General features: G+C 62.5%; 22 protein-coding genes and 2 pseudogenes. 3 read left to right on the forward strand and 21 right to left on the reverse strand.

Features of this window, described 5'->3' with window-relative positions:
- The first annotated feature begins 86 nt into the window (after window positions 1-86).
- Genes nuoH through DH10_RS05375 form a run of 3 tightly spaced genes read left to right on the forward strand, consistent with a single transcriptional unit; the run spans window position 87 to window position 2,145 of the window.
- Window positions 87-1,073: an NADH-quinone oxidoreductase subunit NuoH gene (gene nuoH, locus DH10_RS05365; protein ID WP_192247009.1), complete on the forward strand. Its 987-nt coding sequence runs from the start codon at window positions 87-89 to the stop codon at window positions 1,071-1,073.
- Window positions 1,074-1,092: 19 nt separating this feature from the next.
- Window positions 1,093-1,659 (forward strand): NADH-quinone oxidoreductase subunit I, encoded by a 567-nt coding sequence (locus DH10_RS05370; protein ID WP_192246926.1) that lies wholly within the window; start codon window positions 1,093-1,095, stop codon window positions 1,657-1,659.
- Window positions 1,660-1,704: 45 nt separating this feature from the next.
- Window positions 1,705-2,145, forward strand: coding sequence for a CBS domain-containing protein (locus tag DH10_RS05375; RefSeq protein ID WP_192246928.1), 441 nt, complete (start codon window positions 1,705-1,707; stop codon window positions 2,143-2,145).
- Window positions 2,146-2,204: 59 nt separating this feature from the next.
- Here the strand turns inward: DH10_RS05375 and nuoG are convergent, their stop codons facing one another.
- The 21 genes and pseudogenes from nuoG to DH10_RS05480 form a co-directional block, all read right to left on the reverse strand.
- Window positions 2,205-4,793, reverse strand: coding sequence for an NADH-quinone oxidoreductase subunit NuoG (gene nuoG, locus DH10_RS05380; protein ID WP_192384382.1), 2,589 nt, complete (start codon window positions 4,791-4,793; stop codon window positions 2,205-2,207).
- A gap of 33 nt (window positions 4,794-4,826) precedes the next feature.
- Window positions 4,827-6,092 carry an NADH-quinone oxidoreductase subunit NuoF gene (gene nuoF / locus DH10_RS05385; protein ID WP_192246932.1) on the reverse strand — a complete coding sequence of 422 codons (1,266 nt, stop codon included), beginning with the start codon at window positions 6,090-6,092 and terminating at the stop codon, window positions 4,827-4,829.
- Between the two features lie 4 nt (window positions 6,093-6,096).
- Complete coding sequence (nuoE, locus tag DH10_RS05390) at window positions 6,097-6,609, reverse strand: NADH-quinone oxidoreductase subunit NuoE (protein WP_192246934.1); 513 nt, start codon at window positions 6,607-6,609, stop codon at window positions 6,097-6,099.
- 16 nt (window positions 6,610-6,625) lie between these two features.
- Window positions 6,626-7,840, reverse strand: coding sequence for an NADH dehydrogenase (quinone) subunit D (gene nuoD / locus DH10_RS05395; protein WP_192247011.1), 1,215 nt, complete (start codon window positions 7,838-7,840; stop codon window positions 6,626-6,628).
- Between the two features lies 1 nt (window position 7,841).
- Window positions 7,842-8,405, reverse strand: coding sequence for an NADH-quinone oxidoreductase subunit C (locus tag DH10_RS05400; protein WP_192384384.1), 564 nt, complete (start codon window positions 8,403-8,405; stop codon window positions 7,842-7,844).
- Window positions 8,402-8,905, reverse strand: coding sequence for a NuoB/complex I 20 kDa subunit family protein (locus DH10_RS05405; RefSeq protein ID WP_111547966.1), 504 nt, complete (start codon window positions 8,903-8,905; stop codon window positions 8,402-8,404). The genes DH10_RS05400 and DH10_RS05405 overlap by 4 nt, the downstream gene beginning before the upstream one ends.
- Window positions 8,893-9,258 (reverse strand): NADH-quinone oxidoreductase subunit A, encoded by a 366-nt coding sequence (locus DH10_RS05410; RefSeq protein ID WP_192246938.1) that lies wholly within the window; start codon window positions 9,256-9,258, stop codon window positions 8,893-8,895. The genes DH10_RS05405 and DH10_RS05410 overlap by 13 nt, the downstream gene beginning before the upstream one ends.
- Window positions 9,259-9,412: 154 nt before the next feature.
- The gene (locus DH10_RS05415; RefSeq protein ID WP_192246940.1) at window positions 9,413-10,852 is read right to left on the reverse strand and encodes an NADH-quinone oxidoreductase subunit N; all 1,440 of its coding nucleotides are present in this window, start codon (window positions 10,850-10,852) and stop codon (window positions 9,413-9,415) included.
- A complete protein-coding gene (locus tag DH10_RS05420; RefSeq protein WP_192246942.1) occupies window positions 10,849-12,324 on the reverse strand; it encodes an NADH-quinone oxidoreductase subunit M in 1,476 nt (491 codons plus the stop codon). Before DH10_RS05420 ends, DH10_RS05415 begins: the two co-directional genes overlap by 4 nt.
- Before the next feature lie 8 nt (window positions 12,325-12,332).
- Complete coding sequence (locus DH10_RS05425; RefSeq protein WP_192246944.1) at window positions 12,333-14,093, reverse strand: Na(+)/H(+) antiporter subunit D; 1,761 nt, start codon at window positions 14,091-14,093, stop codon at window positions 12,333-12,335.
- Window positions 14,086-14,340, reverse strand: coding sequence for a hypothetical protein (locus DH10_RS05430; protein ID WP_192246946.1), 255 nt, complete (start codon window positions 14,338-14,340; stop codon window positions 14,086-14,088). Before DH10_RS05430 ends, DH10_RS05425 begins: the two co-directional genes overlap by 8 nt.
- Window positions 14,337-15,791 (reverse strand): monovalent cation/H+ antiporter subunit D family protein, encoded by a 1,455-nt coding sequence (locus DH10_RS05435; protein WP_192246948.1) that lies wholly within the window; start codon window positions 15,789-15,791, stop codon window positions 14,337-14,339. Before DH10_RS05435 ends, DH10_RS05430 begins: the two co-directional genes overlap by 4 nt.
- Window positions 15,792-15,794: 3 nt before the next feature.
- Entirely contained in the window at window positions 15,795-16,097 is a 303-nt protein-coding gene (nuoK, locus tag DH10_RS05440; protein ID WP_192246950.1) for an NADH-quinone oxidoreductase subunit NuoK, read from the reverse strand.
- Entirely contained in the window at window positions 16,097-16,597 is a 501-nt protein-coding gene (locus tag DH10_RS05445) for an NADH-quinone oxidoreductase subunit J (protein ID WP_192246952.1), read from the reverse strand. Before DH10_RS05445 ends, nuoK begins: the two co-directional genes overlap by 1 nt.
- 259 nt (window positions 16,598-16,856) lie before the next feature.
- Window positions 16,857-18,779, reverse strand: coding sequence for an adenylate/guanylate cyclase domain-containing protein (locus tag DH10_RS05450; RefSeq protein WP_192384386.1), 1,923 nt, complete (start codon window positions 18,777-18,779; stop codon window positions 16,857-16,859).
- Window positions 18,780-19,091: 312 nt separating this feature from the next.
- Window positions 19,092-19,259, reverse strand: a pseudogene (locus DH10_RS36675) (tyrosine-type recombinase/integrase); the annotation flags it as partial.
- A 3-nt stretch (window positions 19,260-19,262) separates the two neighbouring features.
- Window positions 19,263-19,502, reverse strand: a pseudogene (locus DH10_RS05460) (AraC family transcriptional regulator); the annotation flags it as partial.
- Window positions 19,503-19,562: 60 nt separating this feature from the next.
- Window positions 19,563-19,736: a hypothetical protein gene (locus DH10_RS05465; protein WP_192384388.1), complete on the reverse strand. Its 174-nt coding sequence runs from the start codon at window positions 19,734-19,736 to the stop codon at window positions 19,563-19,565.
- 29 nt (window positions 19,737-19,765) lie between these two features.
- Entirely contained in the window at window positions 19,766-20,896 is a 1,131-nt protein-coding gene (locus tag DH10_RS05470; protein WP_192384390.1) for a WD40 repeat domain-containing protein, read from the reverse strand.
- A 14-nt stretch (window positions 20,897-20,910) separates the two neighbouring features.
- Window positions 20,911-21,219 carry a MotA/TolQ/ExbB proton channel family protein gene (locus DH10_RS05475; RefSeq protein WP_192246960.1) on the reverse strand — a complete coding sequence of 103 codons (309 nt, stop codon included), beginning with the start codon at window positions 21,217-21,219 and terminating at the stop codon, window positions 20,911-20,913.
- The gene (locus DH10_RS05480) at window positions 21,197-21,706 is read right to left on the reverse strand and encodes a hypothetical protein (RefSeq protein ID WP_192384391.1); all 510 of its coding nucleotides are present in this window, start codon (window positions 21,704-21,706) and stop codon (window positions 21,197-21,199) included. Before DH10_RS05480 ends, DH10_RS05475 begins: the two co-directional genes overlap by 23 nt.
- Between the last annotated feature and the right edge of the window lie 410 nt (window positions 21,707-22,116).

The raw sequence follows: 22,116 nt of genomic DNA on the forward strand, positions 1-22,116 counted from the left end.
GCAATTGCCACTCCCGCGCAGCCTGACCAGCGTGCAGTGCTGATCGGGTCGCGGGTCTCGTCCCGTCGAACGAGTGGCCTCGGATCATGGAACTCGTCGTTGCTCTTGGGCTGATCGTCTTCAAGGTCGCGTTGCTGATTGCGATCCTGCTGCTGCTGCCCTTGCCGCTGACGTGGCTGGAACGCAAGATCGCGGGGCACATCCAGCAGAGGATGGGGCCGATGCGTGTGGGATGGCATGGGCTGCTGCAGCCGGTGGCGGACGGGGTCAAGCTCTTGACCAAAGAGGACCACATCCCGGCCGAGGCCGACCGCTTCCTGTTCAAACTGGCGCCAATCCTAGCGCTCGCCCCGCCCTTCGTGGTGTTCGTCGCGGTCCCTTTCGGCGAATCCGTATCGGTCCTCGGCACCGAGATCACCCTCTACGTCTCCAACATGAACGTGGCGCTGCTTTTTGTCTTCGCGGTGATCGGGATCGAGGTCTATGGCGTCATCTTCGGCGGCTGGGCGGCGAACAGCAAATACGCTGTCCTGGGCAGCCTCAGGACCTGCGCGCAGATGATCAGCTACGAGATCCCGATGGGGTTCGCGGTCATCGGCGTGGTCATGCTGGCGCAATCCATGAGCCTGCTCGACATCGTGCGGGCGCAAGCCAATGTCTGGAACATCGTCTACCAACCGGTCGGGTTCTTCGTATTCTTCGTCGCCGGGCTGGCTGAATCTCAGCGCATTCCCTTCGACCTGGCGGAAGCGGAAGGCGATCTTGGGGCCGGGTTCCATACCGAATACAGCGGTATCCGCTTTGCGTTCTTCATGGTCAGTGAATACGCCGTCATGCTTCTGACGTCGGTCCTGGCGGTGATCCTGTTCTTCGGCGGCTGGAACGGCGTGCTGGTCCCGTTGCCACCGCTCCTCTGGTTCGCGCTCAAGGTCGCGTGCTTCGTCTATGTGTTTATCTGGTTCCGCTTCACTTTCCCGCGCTATCGCTACGACCAACTGATGGCGATCGGGTGGAAAGTCTTGCTTCCTCTGTCGATGGCGAACATAATCATAACCGGTGTTGCTTTCCTTTAGGGGCTGCAACGAGGCGACGATGTCGCGCGCACTGGACAGAACTGGAATATGGATCGGCTGGGCGTTCTTCGCCGATCTGGCGAACGCCTTGGCGCTGACCTTCGGCTACATGTTCTCCAGACCCGTGACCATGCAGTATCCGGACAAGGAAAAATGGTTGCCCTATTCGCGTTACCGCGGGCATCACTTCCTAAAGCGCGACGACGAGGGCGAGATCAAATGCGTAGCCTGCGAACTCTGCGCGCGGATCTGTCCCTGCGACTGCATCGAGGTCATCCCTTATGAGGACGAGAAGGGCAACCGACACCCGGCAAAATTCGAGATCGACATGGCCCGGTGCCTGTTCTGCGGGCTGTGCGAGGACGCCTGTCCGGCGGACGCGATCGCGCTTGGCCAACAGTACGAATTCTCGAGTTTTTCCTCGCGTGACCTGGTGATCGGGCGTGACGATCTGCTCGGCAAGCCGGGCAAAGCAACGACCGGCGGCGGCGTGGTCGCTGCACGCCTGAACACCGAGCAGGACGTGCTGGTCGAGACGAGCGAGCCACGGGGGTACAACTGGTGGCGGAATATCCGACGAACGTGAAGGCGCGCCAGCTGGCAAGCCGGAGCGCGCAGACAGGAGGCTCATATGCTGGTCTGCCAAATCTTGAGGACCAAGGCTCCCGAGGTCGTCACAGTCACTCCAGGTCAGACGATGGTGGAAGTGCTACGGCTGTTTAGGGAGAACAACATCGGCTTCGTGGTCGTCAGCCGTTTCCCCGGGCAATGCCTGGGCACGCTGTCGGAGCGCGACTGCTGCAATGCGGTGGCTGAACACGGAACCAAGGCGCCCATGATGCGGGTCGCCGACATCATGAACCGCAGTGTGGCGACCTGTTCGGCTCAGGATTTGCTGCCCTCGGTGATGGCGACAATGACCAACCGGCGTACGCGCCATGTGCTGGTCATGGATGGCGACGCTACTGTCGGCGTGGTGAGCATCGGCGACGTGGTCAAGCACCGGCTCGACGAATTGCAGAACAACGAGCAGGTGCTGTACGATTACATCGCGGGGACCGGTTATCACTGACGACGTCGGCTGAAGGGTGCAGGGTCAGGGCAGGCTGCCACGGAGAAGTCCGTGGTGCCTCAGCCCAGATTCTCAGGCCGCGCCTCGACCCCGGCGACAGTGGCGATCTCGAAGGCCGCGTGCGCCATTTGAACTTCCACCGGACATGGGTATTCGCCCCGCCGCATCAGGCTGTTGAGACGCAAGGATTTGTAGTTCTCGGGAACGAACACGAGGCCCCTGGGAAAACGCTTGTTGACCTTGAGCTTCGCCGTCAGTTCGCCTTGGGCCGATCGCACGACCACCTGATCGCCATCCGCAAGGCCAAGCTGCACTGCATCCCGCGCGCTCATCTCGACATATGGGTCATCCGCGACCGTATTCAGGATCTCCGAGCGCTCGGAAAGATATCCGTTGTGGAACAGGCAGTTGCCGGTGACCAGCATGAGCCGGTCGGCTGCAATGGGGGCAGGCGGGAGGGCGAAGAACTCGCCAACGGGTGGCGCAAGGGCCGCCTTCGTGAAGGCTCCGTCGGCGCCAAGCCCATCCTGCGTCAACCCCTGGTAGGCCGGAACCAGCCGGGCAATCTCGCCGAAGATTTCGCCTTGGATCGACGGCCGCAACGCCTGCCCGCGAAGCGCTGCAACGAAGTCGAAAATCGACAGATTGTCCCGCGCCTCGAGCGCGGGTTCGCGGAATTTGCAGACCTTTTGGGCCCGGCCTTCGTTGTTGGTGAACGTGCCGGATTCCTCGCCATAGCTTGCCGCGGGCAGCACGACATCCGCCAGGCCCGCCGTATCCGTGAGGAACGCGTCCTGCACGATCAGGAGATCGGCGGCACCAAGCGCCCGCTGCACGAATCCCCGGTCGGGATAGGACATCACTGGATCGCTTCCGGCGATATAGAGCGCGCCCATTCGCTTCCTGTCGCAGAGTTCCAGCATGGCGTCGAAATCCACGCCCGGTTCAGACGGGATTTCGGCGCCCCAGGCCCGTTCGAGAGTTGTGCGCGCCGCATCATCGGCGAGCCCGCGCAGCCCCGGCAGCGCCGTCGGCAGAACGCCCATGTCCCAGGCGCCCAGTTGGTTGGCACGGTCGAAGAGGAACTGCATCGCCAGGCTCTTACCGAGCGCGCGCACAACCTGCAAAAGGTTGTTGAGTTGCTGCAACGTCGCGCGCGCCAGGGGCGATCTCAAGAGGTCAGCGCTGACAAGCACGGTGATGGTCCGGCCTTCCAGCAACGCTGCGGCGAGGCGGTCCGGACCGTCACCGCCGGTGACCGCTGCCGGCCGGCCGGTTGTTGCGCCGATGTCAGCAAAAACGTCGCCCGGCAATGCCTGACCAGCCGCCCCCAGTCCGGTCACCACCGCGGCAAGGCCCTGAGCCTCGCCGCCCGGCGGCACGCGAACGACCGCCCGCGCATCGGCGTCCAGACGGGATGGCCGCGCCGAGAGCATGAGCAACCTGGTCCGTCGCCGCCGTGCACAGTCCCGCAGCAAATATTCGGTGACTGGGTTTTCGTCCGTCACGTTGCCACCGACGACGAGCACACAGTCGTTGCCGATCACCTCCTCCAGCGGTGCGCGGGTGTAGAAGGCGGCCACCAATGGGCCGAGCGTATCAAAGGGCGTGGACCAGCGCGAGGAGCAGTCGATATTGTTGGTCCGGAATGCTGTCCGCATCAGCTTCTGGAACTGATAAAGCACCTCGTTGGGCAGGCGCGGCGAGGCTAGCCCGCCCGCAGCCTTGCTGGCAACGACCGACAGCCGCCGGCGGAAGTAGTCCCCCGCTTCGTCCCAGGAAACTGGGACCAGGACCCCGTCACGACGGATCATCGGCCGCTTGATCCGATCCTGACTCCGGACGAAGTCGAGGCCGAAGCGCCCGCGCACGCAGAGCGTTTCGCGGTTTATGCCATGCTCCACCTTCGAGCGGACCCGCATGAACTCGCCCTTGCGTGTGCCGACGGTCAGTTGGCAGCCGGTGCCGCAATGCGGGCAGACCGTGTCGGTCTCGACCAGATCCCAGGGCCGCGCCTTGTAGCGATAGGGGAAGCTCATCAGCGCGCCGACCGGGCAGACCTCGACGCAATTGCCGCATTGATCGCAACTCGCAAGACTGCCCTCGAAGCCAGTGACGGCAGTGTCCATGCCTTTTTCAACGGTGCCCAAGGCGACCGCGCCGACGACTTCTTCGCACATCCGGACACAGCGCTGGCACTGGATGCAGCGGTTGACGTTCATGATGATGACCGGGCTGAGACGGATGTCCTCGGAGTGGAACACACGCTTGGCATCGCGGAACCGGCTTGTACGGGGCCCGTATGCCATCACCATGTCTTGCAACTCGCACTCGCCACCCTTGTCGCAGATCGGGCAGTCGAGAGGGTGGTTGGCAAGCAGCATGTCGAGCATGGAAGAGCGCGTTTCGTCGATCAGCTGCGTGTTCGTCCGCACCACCATGCCGTCGGTGACCGCAGTGGCGCAAGAAGGCTGCAGCCGTCGCTGCCCCTCAATCTCCACCAGGCACATGCGGCAGGAGGCCAGCGCCGGCAGCCGCTTCAGATAGCAGAAAGTCGGGATGTTGATGCCCAAACGCTCGGCGGCCTGGAGCACCGTGGAGCCCGGCTCCACTTCCAGCGTTCGTTCATCGATTGTGACGCGAACCATTGGCTTCCTCGCCGTTCCCTTACAGCGTCCTCATCAGTGAAACGGGCACCTCCGCTCTTCGATGTGCGCGACGAATTCATGCTCGAAATGCGCCAGTGCTGCCCGCAGGCCCATCGCCGCGCCGTCGCCCAGAGCGCAGAACGTGTTGCCGAAAATGCCTTTGCAGAGCGCCTCCAGCTGTTCCAGATCGCCCGGCGCGCCCTGGCCCGCCTCGACCCGGCGCAGCACTTTCACGACCCAGTTCAGCCCTTCGCGGCAGGGGGTGCACTTGCCGCAGGATTCGTGGTGGAAGAACTCGATGATCCGCGTGGCGACTTTGACGATGCAGGTCGAGTCGTCGATCACGATCACCCCGGCCGAGCCGAGCATCGAGCCGGCGGCGGCCAGCGAGTCGAAGTCCATCCCCACGTCCAGCCCGCGCTCCGGGATCAGCGGCGCCGAGACTCCGCCTGGGATCACTGCCTTGAGCGTGCGCCCCGGCAGCGGCCCGCCGGCATAGTCACAGACCAGTTCGCGCAGCGGTATCCCCATCGGCAGCTCGTAAAGGCCCGGTTTCCGCACCTGTCCGCTGAGGCAATAGAGCTTCGGGCCGGGGCTCTTGTCCGGGCCGATGCCGCGGAACCAGTCGGCCCCTCGCACCACGATATGCGGTACGCAGGCCAGTGTCTCGACATTGTTGATCACGGTCGGGCTGGCGTAGAGCCCTTCGACCGCCGGAAACGGCGGTTTCAGACGCGGCTGCGCCCGCTTGCCTTCGAGCGAGTCGAGCATCGCGGTCTCCTCGCCGCAGATATAGGCGCCGGCGCCGCAATGGATGTGCACGACGAAGTTGAAATCCGAGCCCAGGATCCGTGTTCCCAGATAACCCTTCGCATAGGCCTCGGCGATCGCCTGCTCCAGCCGGCAGATCGCCAGCGTGTATTCCCCGCGGATGTAGACATAGGCGGTTTCCGCTCCTATCGCGTAGGCGCTGATCGCCATGCCTTCGATCAGTTGGTGCGGGTCACGCTCCATGATGATCCGGTCCTTGAAGGTGCCCGGCTCGCCCTCATCGGCGTTGCAGCACAGGTATTTCGGCTTGCCGGCGCGCTTGGGCACGAAGCTCCATTTCATGCCCGTAGGGAATCCGGCTCCGCCGCGCCCGCGCAGGTTGGATGTCTTGACGAGGTCGATAATCTCGTCGGGCGTGTGCTCCCGCAGCGCCTTGGCCAGCGCCCGGTAGCCGCCGCCGGCCTCATAGGTCGCGAGCAGATGGCCGTCCGCCACGTCAACGTTCCTGAGAAGGACCGGTTCGAACATGGCGCTATTCTCCCGGCGGTCCTGCGGCGGCAAGATCGGCGCCAGTCGCCTGCCGTACCGTCGCGCGCAGCCTGTCCAGGAGCGCATCGATCCGCGTGATGTCGAGGTCGCCGTGATAGTCGTCGCCAACCTGCATCACCGGGGCCATCTCGCAAGCGCCGAGGCATTCGACGGTCGAAAGCGTGAACAGCCCGTCCGGGGTCGTGTCGCCCTTCTTGATGCCGAGCACCTCCTCCAGGTGCCTCAGCAGCTCATCGGATCGGCGCAGCATGCAGGAGACATTGTCGCAGAGCTGCAGGTGGAAAATGCCGACCGGCTCGGTATGGAAGAGGGTGTAGAAGGTCGCCAGTTCGTAGACCCAGATGCGCTCGACGCCGAGGATGTCGGCGACCTCTTCCAACACCAGTCCGGGCAGATGGCCATGTTCCCTCTGTGCGATCAGAAGCGCGGGCATGATCGCCGAGCGCTGATCGGGATATCGCGCCGCCGCCTCTTCGATCTTTTCGCGCATGGTCATCGCGCCCAAATCCCTGCTACTTGTCCACCTCCGCCATCACGGGGTCGAGGCTGCCGAGCACTGCGATCATGTCCGCCAGGTAGCGCGCGTTGGTGACCCCGAAGAGCGCCTGAAGGTTGACGAACGAGGGTGCCCGGACCTTCATGCGGAACGGTTTTGGCGACCCGTCGCTGATGATGTAGAAGCCGAGCTCGCCCTTTGGCGCCTCGATCGCCGAGTAGACCTCGCCCTTCGGCACCTTGAAGCCATAGGCCGACAGGTCGAAATGCTGGATCAGCGCCTCCATCGAGCAGTGCACCCGATCCTTGTCCACCGGGAAGGCGATTGTCGGCATGTCGATCTGGAACGGCCCGTCGGGCATCTGGTCGAGACATTGCTCGATGATCCGGACGCTCTCGCGCATTTCCTCGACGCGGCATCGCCAGCGCGCGTAGCAATCGCCTTCATCGCGGGTAATAACGTTGAAAGCTAGCCGGTCATAGATCTCATAGGGCTCGTCGCGGCGGATGTCCCAGTCGACGCCCGAGGCGCGCAGGTTCGGGCCGCTCAGGCCCAGATCGATGCCGTCCGCGGCAGAGATCACGCCGATCCCCTGCGTGCGCTTCAGGAACACCCGGTTGTTATCGACCAGCCGTTCATAGTCGCGGATCCGGTTCGGGAAGATGTCGCAGAACTCCCGGATCTTGGGGAAGAATCCGTCGGGCAGATCCTCACGCACACCGCCGACCCGGCAGAAGGAGGTGTGCATCCGCGCCCCGCTGATCATCTCCAACAGGTCCATGATCATTTCGCGCTCGCGCATGGCGTAAAGGAGCGCGGTCATCGCGCCCAGGTCCAGCGGGAGTGCGCCGGTGATCAGAAGATGACCGGAGATCCGCGCCAGTTCGGCCATCAGCACGCGGATATATTGCGCGCGGATCGGCGCTTCGATGCCCAGGAGCTTCTCCACCGCCAGTGCGAAGGCTAGGTTGTTCGAGGGCGGGCAGAGGTAGTCGAGCCGGTCGGTCAGCGGGAAGATCTGGGTGTAGGTGAAGCTCTCGGCCAGTTTCTCGGTGCCGCGGTGGAGGTAGCCGATATGCGGGTCCACGCGTGCGACATATTCGCCGTCCAGCTCGAGGACGAGCCGCAGCACCCCATGCGTGCTGGGATGCTGCGGGCCGAGGTTGAGAAGCACCTCCTTGGTGTGGGGCGCATCGGCTTCCGGCCAGCTCAGTTCCGTGACTTCGGTCATCTCAAGTCCCCGGTGTGGAACGGCCTCCCTGTGGAATGTCCTCGGTGGCAAGGTCGGGCTGCGTCGGCGGCGGGCCTTCGGCGCCAAACGGGTTCAGCTTGTCCTTGTAGCCCCGCAGCGGAAAGTCCTTGCGCTGCGGGAAGCCCTCGAACCCTTCCCACATATAGATCCGGCGCAGGTCGGGGTGGCCCTCGAACCTGATCCCGTACATGTCCCAGGTCTCGCGCTCATGCCAATTGGCGGTGCGCCAGACCCCCGTCACCGACGGGACCCGCGGCGGATCGCCGAGGCGGCACTTGATCCGCACGCGCCATTTGTTCGGCAGCGAACAGAGGTGGTACACCGCCTCGTAGCGCGGCATCTCGGGGTAGTGATCGACCCCACAGATGTCGGACAGGAAATCGAACCGCAGCGCCGGGTGTTCCTTTAGGAACCGGCAAAGCTCGACGATCCTGTCAGGCGAAGCGGCGAAAGCGTGAACCCCATGCGAGAAGCCGAGCTCCTCGATTGCCTCCCCGAAACGTTCCGCGATCAGGGCGCGGATGAGGGACGTCTCCGCGCTCATGGCACCGCAACCCGATCCAGGGGTGTCCCGGCCAGCGCCCTGGATTTCTTGATCTTCTCCTGAAGCAGAAGGAAGCCGTGCATCAGCGCCTCGGGCCGAGGTGGGCAGCCCGGCACATGCACGTCCACCGGCACGAAGGTCTCCGCCCCTTGCACCACGGCGTAGGTGTTGTAGACCCCGCCCGAGATGGCACAGGTGCCCATGGCGATGACCCAGCGCGGCTCCGGCATCTGGTCGTAGAGCCGGCGCACCACGGGCGCGAATTTCCGCGTTATGGTGCCGGCGATGATCATTACGTCGGACTGCCGCGGCGAAGGCCGGAACACCACGCCGAAGCGGTCGAGATCGTAACGGGCACACCCCGCCGAGATCATCTCGATGGCGCAGCAGGCGATGCCGAAGGTTTCGGGCCACAGCGCCGATCTTCGGCTCCAGCTGATCAGGCTGTCGGCCGTGGTGAACAGCACGCTGTCGCGGATCGCGTTGTTTACGCCTCCCATTCCAGCGCCCCCTTCAGCCAGGCGTAGGCGAAGCCCACGAGAAGCAGCAAAATGAAGACGAACATCTCGACATAGCCGACCGGCCCGATCTCTTTCAGGACAACGGCCCAGGGAAAGAGGAACATCGTCTCGACATCGAAGACGACAAACAGGATCGCGAGGATGAAGAACTGCACCCTGAAGCGGCCTCCGGCAGCTTCGCCCGCCGGGTCCATGCCGCACTCATATGGCATGTTCTTCGCGGGATAAGGATTGGACGGGCGCAGTAGCGAGGAAACAAAAAGCGTAACCATCGCCACCAGGACAATTCCGGCGACCATGAAAAGAACCGGCAGGAACTCCATTCCGGTCACGTCGCGTAGCCCCGGTCACCTGCCGAGGGCTTTGCTCAGGCCGCTACCGACCCCTTTGGGACCGGTGATGCGGGCGCCCTTGGAAGCAACTTGGGCATTCCTTTCTTGCACGGCAAGAGTATTCCGTCGGCCAGATCATTGCAAATCCAATCGATCAGCCGCCAATTGCGGCATGTTGAGCAAGCTTCAGAAACCACGCCGGAAACAGGCCGATGCCGATGGTGCCGGCAGCGGTGAAGGCGAGTGTGGCGCGGAGCGCGGGCGTCAGCGCCGGATCGAACGCGCCCTCCGGCTCGCGCATGTAGATCACCATCACGATGCGGATGTAGAAGTAGGCGGCAACGGCGCTCAGCAGCACTGCGATCACCGCCAGCATGACGAAACCCCGCTCGACGAGCGCGACCAGCACGTAGAACTTGGCGAAGAACCCGGCTGTCGGCGGAATGCCGGCCAACGAGAACAGATAAAGCAGCATCAGAAGCGCCAGCCCGCGATGCGACTTGGCAAAGCCAGCATAGTTCTCGATGACCTCGCCCGAGAAATCGCCGTTCCGCATCATGATGACGATGCCGAAGATGCCGAGATTCATGAACGCATAGATCAGCAAATAGAGCATCACGCTGGCGACCCCGTCCGCACCGCCGGCCGCCACGCCGAACATGGCGAACCCGGCGTGGGCGATGCTGGAATAGGCCAAGAGGCGCTTGAAATTGTCCTGCACCAGCGCCACGAAACTACCGAGCGCCATCGTCACTGCTGCAATGACCGCAACGATGATCCAGACGTTCGAGGCCGCGACCAGTGGGTTGAGGAACACCCGCAGGATCACAGCGAACCCCGCTGCCTTGGGCCCAACCGACATGAAGGCGGTGATCGTCGTCGGCGCGCCTTCATAGACGTCCGGCACCCACATGTGGAACGGCACCGCGCCGACCTTGAATACCAGCCCCGCGACGATAAAGACCACAGCCAGGAGCAATCCGGGATCGAGCGGATCACCGGTCACCGCCGCAGCCATCCTGTCCAACTGCGTCGTGCCGGTGAGCCCGTAGATCAGCGAAACGCCGTAAAGGAAAATCCCGGTCGAGACCCCGCCGAGGATCACGTATTTCAGCGCCGCTTCGTTCGACCGCTGCTGCTGCCGCAGGAAGCCGGTCAGCACATAGGTGCAGAGCACCGTCAGTTCGAGACCTACATAGATCGACAGGAGGTCGGTCGCTGAGGCCATGATCATCATTCCCGAGAGCGCCAGGAGCAGCAGTACAAAGTATTCACTGCTCCCGATCCCTTCGATCTCGGCATATTTTCGCGAAAGAAGGAATGTCAGAACTGTGACCAGGTAGAACACGACCTTGAAGAAGACCGCGAAGCGGTCGGCGACGAACATGCCCGAGTAGGCCGGCCGCACCTCGCCCGCCAGCATGAGCGTCCCCAAGGCGGCAATCAGCACGACCGCGACTGAAGCCCAGACAAGGAAATGTTGCTGCCCCTTCCGCACCAACTGCCCCAGGATCAGCAGGATACAGGCCCCGGTAACCACGACGATCTCTGGCAGGCTCGCCAGAATCGACTGGAAAAGCGCGGCGGCGGTCATTGGGCGCCCCCCTTACCCTGCACCTGCGCCAGTAGATGCTTCACCGAGGCGTCGATGATTTCGAGAAAGGGCTTCGGATAGAGCCCGATCCAAAGAACGAAGACGGCTAGCGGCAGGATCGCCGCCATTTCGCGGGCGTTCACGTCGCGGATCTTGAACCGCATGCCGATGCTGGCCGGTCCAAGCGCGACTTTCCTATACATGCCAAGCAGATAGGCCGCTCCCAGCAAGGCGCCCAGAACGGCAGCGGCACCGACAGCCAGGTTGGCTGCGAACGCGCCCGACAGCACCAGCAACTCGCCCACGAACGAATTCGTTCCCGGCAGCGCCATCGACGACAGGGCAAACAGTGCAAGAAACGCTGTATAGACCGGCGCCGCCTTCATCAGCCCGCCATAATCCGCGATGCTGCGGGTATGGGTCCGCTCGTAGATAAGGCCCACGGACAGGAACAACGCGCCGGTCGTCACGCCATGATTGAACATCTGCAGGATGCCGCCCTCGAGCCCACGCAGGTTGAGAGTGAAAATCCCCAGCGTCACCAAGCCCATGTGGCTGATGCTGGAATAGGCCACCAGCTTCTTCAGGTCGTCCTGCGCCAAGGCGAGCAACCCGCCATAGACGATGGCAACCGCCGAAAGGACCAGCATCAGCGTCGAATAGTGCACCGTCGCCTCGGGCAGCATTGGCAGCGAGAACCGCAGGAACCCGTAGGCACCCATCTTCAGGAGCACGGCGGCGAGGATGATGCTGCCGGCCGTCGGCGCCTGCACATGGGCATCCGGCAGCCAGGTATGGACCGGGACCATCGGCACCTTGACCGCGAAGGCGATCAGAAAGGCGAAGAACAGCCATGACTGGACCTGGAACGGCAAATCATGCGCCATCAGGGTGCGGATATCGAAGGTCTCGCCACCGTGGAGATAGAGCACGATGACGCCGATCAGGAACATCAGGCTGCCCGCCAGCGTGTAGAGGAAGAACTTGAACGCTGCATAGACCCGGCCGTCGCCACCCCAGACGCCGATGATCACATACATCGGAATCAGCATCGCCTCCCAGAAGACGTAGAACAGGAACAGGTCCAGCGCGCAGAACACACCCAGCATCAGCGCCTGCATGGCCAGCAGGCTGACCATGAACTCCTTCACCTTGCGGTCGATCGCGACCCACGAGGCGAGCACGCAGATCCAGCCCAAAAGCGCGGTCAGGAACACGAAGAGTGCGCTGATTCCGTCGACGCCAAGTGTGTAAGTGATCCCCAGCGCGGGCACCCACGGGTGCGTCTCGGTGAATTGCATCTCGTGGGTAGAGGTGTCGAAGCCGCCCAGCATGGCGATGCAAAGCGCGAAGTCGAGGATAGTGACAGCCAGTGCTATCCATCGCACCGCATCGTCGTTGCGGATAAACATCAGCGCCGCCGCCCCGACGGCTGGCGTGAAGACGATGAGGCTAAGCAGAGGGACCGCCATGGCGCCCCCTACTGCCACGCCACAGCGAATACGGCGATGGCCGCGATCACACCGGCGATCATAGCCAGCGCGTAGTGGGTCACGACGCCGGTCTGGAGCCGCCGCAACGCTCCGCCGCCGGCCAGGATCGTGCGAGCGACGGCGTTCACGAAGGCGTCCACGCCGTGCAGATCGATCCGCAGTCCTGCCCGTGCCATCCCGTGCAGAAAGGGCAGCGCCGCGGTCTCGGACACGTCACTCACCGCCTTCTCGTAGCGCGCCAATGGTTTTTCGGCGAGCCACATGAAGCGCCGCGCGCCCATGCGGTAGAACCAGTCGGTATCGATGCTGATCGTATTCTCGGGGTCGAGCGCCCTGAGGAAGATGACGAAGCCCAAGGCGGTGAACATCAGCACGCCAAGGCTCTCTGTGACATGGACGCCGGTGTAGGGTTCGAAGTCGACCGGGTAGGGCAGAAGCGCGTAGAGCGTCTGGGGGAACACTCCGATCGCAATGCAGAGCACGGCTGCCATGCCCATCGCAACCAGCATGTTGCGCGGCGGTTCTCGCGCTTCCAGCCCTTGGTCCGTGCCGAAGAACATGTAGTACGGGAGCTTGAGCCCGGTGTGCAGGAACGTCCCCGATGACGCCATTGTCAGCGCCAGCACCACCAGCGCGCGATGATCCTGTCCGGCGGCAGCCACCACCATCGACTTGGTGACGAAGCCTGATAAGAACGGGAATGCCGAGATCGCAAAGGCGCCAACCATGTAGAGCGCAAGGGTTACCGGCAGGGTTTTGTAGAGCCCTCCGAGTTCGGTGAGCTTGCGCCGCCCGGTGACGTGGATCACCGCCCCCGCGCCCATGAAGAGGAGCGCCTTGTAGAGGATATGCGCGAAGGCATGGCTGACGGCGCCGTTCACCGCCATCTCGGTCCCGATGCCGATGCCCGCCACCATGTAGCCCACCTGGCTGACGATGTGATAGGCCAGGAGCCGCCGACAATCGTTCTCCAGCACCGCGTAGATAACGCCGTAAAGCGCCATCACTGTGCCGAGCCAGACAAGAAGATCGGTCCCCGGAAACGCCCGCGCCAGCACATAGACGGCGGTCTTCGTGGTGAAGGCGCTCATGAACACGGCCCCGGTGACGGTCGCTTCCGGGTAGGCGTCGGTCAGCCAGGCGTTGAGTGGCGGCACCGCGGCGTTGAGCAGGAACCCGGCAAGGATCAGGCCGGTGGCGAAGCCCAGCCCGCCCTCGATCGGGCCGAAGAGCAGCGAACCGGTGGCGAACCCATGGAGAATGATGCCGCCGAGCAGGGCAACGCTGCCGGTGATATGGACCATGAGGTAGCGGAACCCTGCGCGGAGTGCCTGATCGCTGCGCTGGGCAAAGACCAGGTAGGCAGAGGCAAACGTCATACCCTCCCAGAACAGGAACAGGGTCAGGTAGTCGCCGGCGAACACCACTCCGAGCGCGCTGCCGACGTAGACGAACGCCGCGACATGCTGTCCTGCGTGCGTCAGATGCAAGGCATAGACCATGCCGATCAATGCCATGATGCTGAAAACGGTGGCGAAGAGGATGCTTAGCTTGTCGACCTTCGCCATCATGATTTCCTGCCCAATGAACCGCGCCGCGCCGTAGCCGCCAGGATGCATCGTCAGCACGGCCAGGATCGCCAGCGTTGGGATCAGCAGCACATAGGCCTTGCGGACAGGCCCTTTCAGGAAGGGGATCGGAAGAGCGCCGAGAATGAACAGCAGGCCGGGATGGACGAAGTCAGTCATAATAGCCCTCGCGTCGCATCAGCCCGCATTGATGGCCAAGAAACTTGGACACGAAGATTAGAAGCACGCAGGAGCCGAAGCCGTAGAGGGCAGACCAGCCAGGCAGCCGCTCCCACAGGTATTCAGCGTGTTCGCGGAAGACCAGAACGTCGGCGATAACGATCAGGCCGAGCACCAGATAGAATAGCCGGCGACGCTTTCTCGCATGTCTCTCATCGCCAAAGAAATCGACGACACGCTTGATCATCTGACGACTCTTTCCGCCAGGGCGAGGAAATAGTCCGGGAAGATGCCCATCGCCACCGACAGGATGGCGGTCGCGACCAGCGGGATCGTCAACATCGGAATTTCACGAACGGTCGCCGGGCTCTCCTGCGCCTCCGTCCCGAAGAAGGCGGCATAGCTGACCGGGAGGAAATAGGCGGCGTTCAAGACCGAACTTATCAGGAGCACGATAAGGAACGGGGTCTCCCCGGCCTCCACCGAGCCGAGCGCCAGATACCACTTGCTGATGAAGCCCGCAGCCGGTGGCACCCCGATCATGCTGAGCGAGCCGACGAAGAACGCTCCCATTGTCCAGGGCAGCCTGCGGCCGATGCCGGCCATGTCGCTGATGTTGCGCTTGCCGGACGCGCAATAGATCGAGCCGGCGCAGAAAAAGAGCGTGATCTTCGAGAATGCATGCGCCGCGATGTGGATGATCCCGCCGACCATCGCGACGGGCGACAGCAGAACCGCGCCCAGCACGATGTAGGAGAGCTGGCTGACCGTCGAATAGGCGAGCCGCGCCTTCAGGTCGTCCCGCGTCAGGGCGTAGATGGACGCCATCAGGATCGTGAACGAGACCACATAGGCCGTGGCGATGCCGAGCCCCAGCCCGCCCACCAGCCCTGCGCCGAAGACATGGAACACCACGCGCAGCACGCAGAACACACCCATCTTGACGACGGCCACCGCATGCAAGAGCGCACTAACCGGCGTCGGCGCCACCATCGCAGCCGGCAGCCAGGCGTGCATCGGCATCACCGCGGCCTTGGCGAAGCCGAAGAGATAGCAGAAATAGACGACGGTCAGCAGCGGCGCCGACGCGTCGACCCCCGCCAGCAGCCCCCCCGGCACAAAGTCGAGTGACCCCGCAATGCTGTAAGTCAACGCCAGCGCGGCCAGAAGCACGCTTTTCGACGCTCCCATCAAATAGACGAGGTATTTGCGGCTGCCCGCCCATCCCTCCTCGTCCTCATGGTGGTAGACAAGCGGATAGGTAACGAGGCTCAGCGCCTCGTAGAAGATCACCAACGTGAACAGATTGGCGGCAAAGGCGCCCCCGGCGGCGGCCGCGAGGCTGGCGGCGAAGCAGGCGAAGAACCGGGTCTGCGCATGCTCATTCAAGTGCCGCATGTAGCCGATGGAATAGATCGACGCCACGATCCACAACAGCGACGATACGGTGGCAAAGACCATGCCGAGCGCATCGACACGGAAAGCGAAGTCGATCCCCGGCAGAATCTCGAACAGGCGCAAATCGACTGTCCCGCCCGCCAGCACCGTGGGCGCCATCGAGGCGACAATTGCGAACATGGCGATCGCGGCCAACGGCGAGACGGCATCGCGAAGTTTCTCGCGTTTGTTCAGAAGGAGGACTGCCAGGGCCGCCAGAACTGGGACGGCAACGGCAAGCAGCGGCCGGATCGATATCACCGGCTATCCTTTCATCATGGTCACTTCGTCGACCTTGAGGGTGGACTTGTTCCTCGCCAGGGCGACCAAGATGCCGAGGGCAACGGCAACTTCCGCCGCAGTGATTGCTATGACGAAGATTGCAAAAATCTGCCCGCGGTAGTCGTCGTAGTAGTGCCCAAAAGCTATGAAGTTGATGTTGACCGAGTTGAGCAGCAGTTCCAGCGACATCAGCACGACCAGGATATTGCGTCTGAGCAGCACGCCCGCCGCACCGATCACGAACAGGACCACTCCGAGCACGATATACCACCAGAGCGGCACCATCACCGCGGCTCCTTCCGCGCCAGCACGATGGCGCCGATCAGGGCCGCCAGCAGGATGACGGAGGCGACTTCAAACGGCAGGAGATAGTCGGCGAAAAGCGTCGTGCTGAGTTGCCTGACCTCACCGCCGGTGCGCATTGCGACGGGCTCCGCGACCGAAAAGCGGTCGCTCCTGAGCACCAGTACAAGCATCTCGACCCCAAGCAGGACCAGCAGCACCAGAACAGGCAGGTTGCTACCCGGCAAGAACCGCTGCAACACCGCTTCGCGTACATCAATCATCATGATCACGAATAGGAACAGGACCATGATCGCGCCGACATAGACGAAAATCTGGATAACCGCGAGTAACGGCGCCTCGAGCAAGACGAAGATCGCCGATACCTGCAGGAAACACGCCATCAGCGCCAACGCGCTGTGAACAGGATTCCGCGCCAGGACCAAGGTCAGGGCCGCGACCACGGACGCCGCAGCGAACAGAAGAAAGAACCCCTGATCCATCGACGCCGCTCCTCCGACGCGAACTGTCACTCGGCGCGACAGGGCCGGACTTGAGATAGCTGTCCACTTCCGTTCACAAATTGTGCCCTAATATCCGATTTTTCTCAAGATTATCGTGGTTTAGTGCTGCGCTAAACTCACTACTCATATTTGAGAGCGAGGCGCACTTCTCGGAAAAGCCTTGCTGATCCGTGACAGGTTAGGCTCGGTTGAAGCGGGGCTTTCAGGCGGGACGGAAAGTCCCGAGCGGGAAATGGCTCTAAGCTCCGGAAGGCCGTCCTTCGGTTCCTGATTGGCCTTCTGCCTTCAACAATCTGACCTCCAGGCGCTCGATCAGCGCCCGATAGCGCGGATGATCGCGCAGAGGATTCATATCCACGTCCTGCGCCATCCAGTGCACTTGCTGCAATCCAAGCTGCGGCACGCAGTGCTCCAGCGTATCGATCGCCTTTTCGACGGCGCCGATCGCCGCCAGGAAACACGCGACATTGTAGTGGCTGTTATAGTCCTCCGGGTCGATGGTGATCGCGCGCTCGGCCCACTGGAGGGCGCGTTCGTCCAGGCCGAGATTGTGGAGGATGTAACAACCATAGGCATAGGCTGCCCCATCGTCCGGATAGAGCTGCATGGCTTTCTCGATGCGGGTAAGCAACTCCCCTGAAAGCCTGTGGGCTTCCTCCTCGTCGCCCAGCGTCTTGCGGCAATCCCAGAGCATGCACATCGCACCATAGCTGTTGCGATCAACCTCCGCCGCCTTCTCATAGGCGGCCGCGGCCTCGGCAAACTTGCGCTCCATGCGCAGCACGTCGCCCAAGGTCCTGTGCGCCTCGTAGAGATCGGGATCGAGCGCGATTGCTCGCTGGCAGGCGGCGCCTGCGAGCTCGATTTGCTCCTTCTGGAAATGCGACATCGCGTGGGCCACGTGAGCTTCCGCCAGCGTCGAGTCCAAGGCCAGCGCGCGCTGCGCCTCGGCGCTCAAGGTGACAAGGTTTGCGCTGGGATCTCCGGATCTCAGCAACATGCCTTCAGCTAGCGCCAGCCCGGCCCGCGCCAGCGCGTATTCGGGATCGATCTCGAGCGCCCGCTGGTAGAGGCGTCGGGCGGAAAGGTGATTGCGACGGCCCAGGCGCAAGAAATGCTGCCGTCCCATGAGGTAATATTGATAGGCTTCGACGTTCTCGGTCGTGCGCTTGCCGATGGCAGCATACTCGGCCGGCATCAGCCGGATCTTCAGGGCATCGACGATGGCCCGCGCGATCTCGTCTTGGAGCGCAAATATGTCGTTGAGATCACGGTCGTAGCGCTCGGCCCACACATGATGCCCACTCATCCCGTCGATCAGCTGCGCGGTGATGCGAACGCGACTACCCGCCTTGCGTACGCTGCCTTCCAGCACATGCGAAACGCGCAATTGCCGCGCCGCTTCGCTGACGTCCATCGACTTGCCTTTGAGGGCAAAGGTCGTGTTGCGCGCGGTGACTGCCAGCGCCCCGACCTTGCTGAGGTCCGTAATGATGTCCTCGGTGATGCCGTCAGAGAAGTATTCCTGCTCTGGGTCGCCGCTCATGTTGGTGAAAGGCAGCACGGCGATCGATGGTCGGTTGCGGAACGGAAGCGCATCCTTGGCCGACGGCACGGACGAGCTGGGGAGGGATTGCTCAATGGACATGACACGGTAAGCGCGTACCGGCTCCGCAATGTTGTGAACCCGTTGCTCGCCGATATCCGTATAGACGTATTCGAGTTTGCCTTTTACTTGATCGTAAATGGCGCGCCCGATGCAAACGCCGCCAGGCTCCGCGAGCTTTTCAAGCCGTGCCGCGATGTTCACCCCGTCTCCGTATATCGTGTCGTCTTCGACGATCACGTCGCCGAGGTTTACGCCCATACGGAACGCCATACGCCGGTTTTCGGGGAGCCCGGCGTTCTCGCCGTCCAGCTCGCGCTGCAGCTCGATCGCACACTGCACGGCGTTAACCGCGCTCCCAAACTCGATAAGCAGGCTGTCCCCGGCCGAGCCGACGATGCGTCCGTGGAACCGGGCGATTTTGGGCTCGAACACCTCAGCTCGGAGCCGCCGCAGCCGTCCCAGCGTTCCCGACTCGTCGGCCGCCATCAGCCGCGAGTAACCTGCCACGTCGGCAGCCAAGATCGCCGCAAGCCTGCGTTGCTCTTCTCGCAAGGAACGGACCTCCCGCCAGTTGGAACAATCTTAGCCTAAGAAACGGCGAGAGCGAGCCCTTGTTCGGATGCCTGGAATCCGAAATTGGCGTTAAGGAAGCATATCGTAGCGAAATTCGACTGCGCGGCAGGTCGCAGAACCATACGAAATGATGCGGGAAGATTTCTGATTGAAGCCCACGAAATAATCAATGAAATCAACAACTCGAGCACATCCTCCGAGCCCACCATTGTCGTTATTTATCAATGCTTTATAGGGTGGTTCGCCACGAGGTTCGCCAATAGGTTCGCCAAGCAGCGGCTTGCGCGTGACGAGGCGTACGACTCGATCCGTCCCCTGGACGGCCAGGCGAACCTGCGATGCCTCTCGCGAATAGAGTTCGGCATGATCGATATCGTCGTGCCTCAGTACGTCCATAAGCTATCCGGTCAAGGCCTCGGCCTCCGCCAGATAAACACCGAGCGACTTCCTTAAGCCATTCGGCGGCAGAAACCGTTCCGTAACAGCCCTCATGCTTCGGGGACCTTCCGGGGAGAGCTCAGCCGCTGGCAATAGATCGGGAAGTTGTGTGCTTCCTCGCCGCTGGCCGGAAGCCAGTCGCGATAGAGGTAGAGCGCGGCGGGCTCCAGATTGTCGGTGTTGCCGACGACGCTTAGAACCGCGCAGCGTCCGCCAGGGATCTCGCCGGTCGATCTCTTCCCCGTTCGCCTCGGTCGGTTGGTCGTCTCGATACAAAGGTCACAGAATCGCCTCATGGCACAAGGAGCTGACTGCCTCGTTGGTCTAGTTGGTCTTCAATTGACCAACCCGATTCTCCGCGATCCACCGGGCTGCGAGCACCAGTGCGCCCATGCTGAAATCCTTGCCGTGCTTGGCCACCATTTCCTCCGACAGATTGGCGAGCCGTTCGAAGAATTCGTCCTTGCTCTTGTCCTCGGCGGTGGGTTCGGTCTGCATGTTTTCCTCCTGTGTCATGCGGCCTGGCTCTAGTGTTTGAACATCTGGGCGGGAAAGGTGATGATTCCGGCGGTGCCATCGACGGCACCCACCGCGAGGTGCCGTCCGTCGCCGGACCAGGCAAGCGCGGTCACTGCGCTGCCCAATGGCCTGACGAGGAGTTCGTCCCGCGCGCCGATCTGGGCGATGGTGATCCGGCCGTTGGCATAGCCGGCAGCAATCAGTCTCTTCTGCGGATGCGCGGCCACTGTCTCGACCGGAACCAGCCCGGCGCGACCAGTCTCCAGCGCGCCAGAGGTTTCTCCTTCAAGTGGCGGCGCGGCCATCGACCAACCGGCGATCCGGAAGGCGCCCGATGCAAACAGAGCGTTCTCCGGCACGCTCCAGCACACCGTACGGACCGGCGTTGGAAATCCCGTGACGATCTCAGCTCGGCCATCAGTCATGCTGACCAGAGCAAAGCCTCCGGTTTCGAGCCCGCAGGCCAGCCAGGTGCCGTCGCCGCTCCAGCGGATCGATACGGGGCGCGCTGAAAGGGAGATCTCACATAGGGGGCCAGCGTCGTTGTCTATCGGCCAGATCGACAGTCCGTTGTCCCCGCCGCAGGCAAGGCTCCTTCCGCCCGGTGAAAAGGCAAGCGAATCGGTGGATGGTATTGCATCCTGTCGCAGTCTCACCGCGTCGCCTCCGCCGTGCGACAGGAAGATGTCCTGCCCGTTGCTGACGGCTGTCATGGCTGTCCGGGGGCTATGGTCGATGGCGACGGCCGGTCCGTCGATCTTGACCAGCGTCTCCATCTCATTGCCGTCCGAAGTCAGGTACACCACTTCGCCGGCCGCCGTTCCGACGAGGAAACCGGACCCAAGGTAGTTTGCGATCGGGACGTCACCCTCTCCGAGCGCGGCGGTGGCTATCAGCGGCGCCGGCTGCCTTTCCCTTGGGCGAATCGTCGTCTGGCCGAGATCGCCGCTCACCCTGATCCGCGATTCCGGCGGCTCCTGGTCCGCGACCGCGGCTAGGGCAACCGTGCCATCAACGCCGGTGAAGGCGACAGACGAGCCATCGGCGCTGAAGCGCAGATCGGCGATCGCCGACGGGCGGCGCCAGCTTCTGGCTAGCAGGTCGAACAAGGTGAGGTTCTGTATCGCGTGCTGGTTCATGGCCACTCCCTTCGTCAGTTTCCGGTCTCCGCCAGGCTGCGGTCGACGTCGTCGATCTCACCTTCGGCGGCGGCGATGCGTTCCTCGTGCGCGGCGCATGCGTGCCTGAGCGTCGCCGCGCTCTCCTCGGCTTCATGCAAGTCCCGCACCAGTTGCGGGTTTGTGCCGTTCCTGCCGATCTCGAGCTCTAGGCGAAGCACATCCATCTCGACGCCGGCGAGCTTCTGGTTGAGCCGCTGCGCCTCGGCGGTGAGCGCGGAGACGTTGGCGACAAGATCGAGGCGGCGCGCGAGCAGCGCGTCACGCCTGGCTATTTGGCTCATCGGGTCCTCCTGTCATTTCGTCTCCGGGCGTCGGTCCGGGCGGCTTCTCGAAGGTCGACAGCAGTCCGGGCAATGTGCCGGCCTGCGACCGGAACTGCTTTTCGGCGGTCTCGATGTGGCTCTTGAGCTGATCCCAGATGTCGACGCGCATCACCGATGTCGTGTCGCCGGTGAGGCGCTCTATCTCTTCGACACGGAACTGGCGCGACAGCGAAACGCCGGAAAACACGAAGTCGCGCAGCAGGATGGCGTGGTTCTCGATGAACAGATGGATCATCGGATGGGTTTCCGCGGTGACGCCGCCGGCAGCAAGTTCGGCCCGGATGAAATCCTGAAAGTGGCTCTGGAGGCGAAATTGGCTCTCGCCCAGGAAGCGCATGACGAAGACCAAATCGCGAGGCATCAGCCTGACAAGATCGTCGGCGATGTCGTCTGGCAGTCGGGATATCGGCGATGGCAGGCCTTGGCTGTCCTTTTCGTTAGGCATGGCTCTCTCCAATGCTGAGCCGCATGGGCCGCCTCTTCAAAATAATAGAGAGAGGGTAGAATTGAATAGATGAAATCTGTTTTATAAATGCTGCGTGTGCTAAGTAAGCATTTCGCAATTGCGAATAGAGTATAAATATTACAGGCGTAATTTACATCTGTAAAATAACGTTACAGTTGGCGGATTCGTTTCCCGCCCAAGTGAACTGCGATTGGTTTCGAGCGGCCGGTATGGCTCATTTTTCAGAACTGGCACGACGCTTGCTTCGTTCATTTCCATAAGAGGCCCATCGCGTTTCGGCGCGGTGCCAAAAGAACGAAGGAACGGAGGAGACAGGTCAGGTCCGCTTCGGTACGCCCATCGCAAAAGCGGTTGGCGCTGGAGCCCTACCAACACCTCGGAACCTTTGC

It is taken from the genome of Mesorhizobium silamurunense (assembly GCF_014843825.1).
GTDB classification, from domain to species: Bacteria; Pseudomonadota; Alphaproteobacteria; order Rhizobiales; family Rhizobiaceae; genus Mesorhizobium; species Mesorhizobium silamurunense.

Excerpts from the sequence above, each read along its gene's own strand:
- nuoH (WP_192247009.1), top strand. The coding sequence starts at position 87 with ATGGAACTCGTCGTTGCTCTTGGGCTGATCGTCTTCAAGGTCGCGTTG.
- DH10_RS05370 (WP_192246926.1), top strand. The coding sequence starts at position 1,093 with ATGTCGCGCGCACTGGACAGAACTGGAATATGGATCGGCTGGGCGTTC.
- DH10_RS05375 (WP_192246928.1), top strand. The coding sequence starts at position 1,705 with ATGCTGGTCTGCCAAATCTTGAGGACCAAGGCTCCCGAGGTCGTCACA.
- nuoG (WP_192384382.1), bottom strand. The coding sequence starts at position 4,793 with ATGGTTCGCGTCACAATCGATGAACGAACGCTGGAAGTGGAGCCGGGC.
- nuoF (WP_192246932.1), bottom strand. The coding sequence starts at position 6,092 with ATGTTCGAACCGGTCCTTCTCAGGAACGTTGACGTGGCGGACGGCCAT.
- nuoE (WP_192246934.1), bottom strand. The coding sequence starts at position 6,609 with ATGACCATGCGCGAAAAGATCGAAGAGGCGGCGGCGCGATATCCCGAT.
- nuoD (WP_192247011.1), bottom strand. The coding sequence starts at position 7,840 with ATGACCGAAGTCACGGAACTGAGCTGGCCGGAAGCCGATGCGCCCCAC.
- DH10_RS05400 (WP_192384384.1), bottom strand. The coding sequence starts at position 8,405 with ATGAGCGCGGAGACGTCCCTCATCCGCGCCCTGATCGCGGAACGTTTC.
- DH10_RS05405 (WP_111547966.1), bottom strand. The coding sequence starts at position 8,905 with ATGGGAGGCGTAAACAACGCGATCCGCGACAGCGTGCTGTTCACCACG.
- DH10_RS05415 (WP_192246940.1), bottom strand. The coding sequence starts at position 10,852 with ATGACCGCCGCCGCGCTTTTCCAGTCGATTCTGGCGAGCCTGCCAGAG.
- DH10_RS05420 (WP_192246942.1), bottom strand. The coding sequence starts at position 12,324 with ATGGCGGTCCCTCTGCTTAGCCTCATCGTCTTCACGCCAGCCGTCGGG.
- DH10_RS05425 (WP_192246944.1), bottom strand. The coding sequence starts at position 14,093 with ATGACTGACTTCGTCCATCCCGGCCTGCTGTTCATTCTCGGCGCTCTT.
- DH10_RS05430 (WP_192246946.1), bottom strand. The coding sequence starts at position 14,340 with ATGATCAAGCGTGTCGTCGATTTCTTTGGCGATGAGAGACATGCGAGA.
- nuoK (WP_192246950.1), bottom strand. The coding sequence starts at position 16,097 with ATGGTGCCGCTCTGGTGGTATATCGTGCTCGGAGTGGTCCTGTTCGTG.
- DH10_RS05445 (WP_192246952.1), bottom strand. The coding sequence starts at position 16,597 with ATGGATCAGGGGTTCTTTCTTCTGTTCGCTGCGGCGTCCGTGGTCGCG.
- DH10_RS05465 (WP_192384388.1), bottom strand. The coding sequence starts at position 19,736 with ATGCAGACCGAACCCACCGCCGAGGACAAGAGCAAGGACGAATTCTTC.
- DH10_RS05470 (WP_192384390.1), bottom strand. The coding sequence starts at position 20,896 with ATGAACCAGCACGCGATACAGAACCTCACCTTGTTCGACCTGCTAGCC.
- DH10_RS05475 (WP_192246960.1), bottom strand. The coding sequence starts at position 21,219 with ATGAGCCAAATAGCCAGGCGTGACGCGCTGCTCGCGCGCCGCCTCGAT.
- DH10_RS05480 (WP_192384391.1), bottom strand. The coding sequence starts at position 21,706 with ATGCCTAACGAAAAGGACAGCCAAGGCCTGCCATCGCCGATATCCCGA.